Origin of the sequence: Bariatricus sp. HCP28S3_F11 (genome assembly GCF_052065395.1) — a bacterium.
Classification (GTDB): domain Bacteria; phylum Bacillota; class Clostridia; order Lachnospirales; family Lachnospiraceae; genus Allocoprococcus.
Genome location: NZ_JBQHUC010000105.1, coordinates 1 through 828 on the forward strand (window position 1 = coordinate 1; position 828 = coordinate 828).

At 35.3% G+C, this 828-nt stretch carries 1 protein-coding gene; it reads left to right on the plus strand.

The window, feature by feature from the left end:
- Positions 1-237 precede the first annotated feature (237 nt).
- A complete protein-coding gene (locus ACTNBR_RS16455) occupies positions 238-723 on the plus strand; it encodes a penicillin-binding transpeptidase domain-containing protein (protein ID WP_441019261.1) in 486 nt (161 codons plus the stop codon).
- The last annotated feature ends 105 nt before the right edge of the window (positions 724-828 follow it).

The following is an 828-nucleotide window of genomic DNA, read 5'->3' on the forward strand; positions in this document are numbered from 1 at the left end:
TGATACAGCAGAGATGCCGGATCAAATCGAAAAGTTGAAGTTGGAGTATTTTACTTCAACTATAGCTGAATACCTTGTGAAAAGATAGCCATTATTTTATTGAGCGCTTACGGTTGATGCCTATTAACACTAGTGTTTATCAAGATAATCAAAGCTTAAAAGTATCGGCTTATATAGTTAATGTAGGTTTATGAATCATTTATAGAATAACTAATTTCTAGGATAGGCAGAAATAATATGAAAAAAAACAAGTCTTTTTATCTATTAATTATTGGAATTTTGGTTGGTATATTTGCATTTTCAGGTTGCACGAATCATAATAATTCAGACGCTAAGAATATACAACAGGATACAAAAGATCCTACTCCAGAGAAATTTTCTGTAGTAGAATCACAAGAACCCACACTAACTGAAGTAGATTGGTCTAATTATTTTGAAGGCTTAACCGGGACCGCAATAGTATACGATCCAACAGAAAAAAACTATATGATATATAATAAAGAACTGGCTCTAACGCAGAGATCTCCATGTTCTACATTTAAAATTATCTCTTCGTTAATCGGTTTAGAAAACGGAATTATTGATCCTGATAATTCTGTGCGTCCTTGGAGCGGTGAAATATTTTGGAATGAGGACTGGAATAGAGATATCAATTTTTCTGATGCATTTCGTACCTCATGTGTTTGGTATTTTCGTCAGGTCACTGATGACATTGGCTGTTAATGATTTCATGAGCTGTCACCAGACTGCTCACACGAATTGTCATCAGATTGCTTAACTGCCTGTCATAGATAATGGTGGATTCGCCGCCCGAAAACGGGCGGCTGA